General features: G+C 74.5%; 1 protein-coding gene. It reads right to left on the bottom strand.

Annotated features, from left to right (window positions below; translation table 11 throughout):
* Positions 1–178: 178 nt before the first annotated feature.
* Complete coding sequence (locus DBR36_RS16905; RefSeq protein WP_108320848.1) at positions 179–994, bottom strand: RNA methyltransferase; 816 nt, start codon at positions 992–994, stop codon at positions 179–181.
* Positions 995–1,080 lie beyond the last annotated feature (86 nt).

Genomic DNA, 1,080 nt, shown 5'->3' with positions numbered 1-1,080 from the left:
CTGGTACCTCGTCGCTTCCGAGGGGCTGCCCGACGACGTCCTCGCCCGGCTCGAGGCCGACGACGACGGCCGCGTGCGCGCCGCCGCCGCCTCGGAGCGCATCATGCGCGCGGGTTCGTCGCGCGGCTGACGGCAGCTTCTTCCCACGACGCAGCCCGCGGTACGGCCGTACCCGCGCTCAGCGCGGCTCCGGCATCCCGCGCCGCAATTCCCACAGTGCCACCGCGCTGGCCGCGGCGACGTTCAGCGAGTCCACTCCCCCGGCCATCGGAATCGTCACGACCGTGTCGGCCGCGGCGAGCGCGTGACGGCTGAGCCCGTCACCCTCGGACCCCATCAGCAGCGCCACCCGCTCGTGCCTGGCGGCCGAGAACGCGTCCAGGGTGACCGCGTCGTCCGACAGCGCGAGGGCCGCGAGGTGGAAGCCGGCGTCGTGCAGCAGGGGGGCGGCATCCCTCCACTCGGGAAGACGCGTCCACGGCACCTGGAAGACGGTGCCCATGCTCACCCGAACGCTGCGGCGGTACAGCGGGTCGGCGCAGCGCGGGGTCACGAGCACGGCGTCGGCGCCGAGGGCGGCGGCCGAACGGAAGGCGGCTCCGATGTTGGTGTGGTCGACGATGTCCTCGAGCACGACGACGAGCCGGGCGTCGCGGACGACGTCGGCGACGGAGGCCAGCGCGGGACGGTGCATGGACGCGAGCAGTCCCCGGTGCACCGTGTACCCCGTCACCTGCTGGGCGATCTGGGCAGGGACGACGTAGACCTCGGCATCCTCGCCGACGAGGGCGAGGGCGTCGGCGAGGAACTTCTCCTGCACGAGCACGGAGCGCGGCCGGTGGCCGGCGCGCAGGGCGCGGTCGAGGACCTTCGCGGACTCGGCGATGTAGAGCCCCCCGGCGGGTTCGCTGACGCGGCGCAGCGACACGTCGGTGAGGTCGCGGTAGTCGGCGAGGCGCGGGTCGTCGGCGGTGTCGAGGGCGATGACGGGCATCGTCCCATCGTGCCAGCCGCGCGCGGTCGCGCCGTCCTGCGCCCGCCGGCCCCACGTCCCGGTCGAGTGTCCACGACGCGCCGCAC

This window comes from Microbacterium sp. HMWF026, from assembly GCF_003061325.1.
GTDB lineage: Bacteria > Actinomycetota > Actinomycetes > Actinomycetales > Microbacteriaceae > Microbacterium > Microbacterium testaceum_E.
Note: the sequence above shows the minus strand (reverse complement) of the source record. Positions and strands in the feature narration are given on the sequence as shown.

Excerpts from the sequence above, each read along its gene's own strand:
- DBR36_RS16905 (WP_108320848.1), bottom strand. The coding sequence starts at position 994 with ATGCCCGTCATCGCCCTCGACACCGCCGACGACCCGCGCCTCGCCGAC.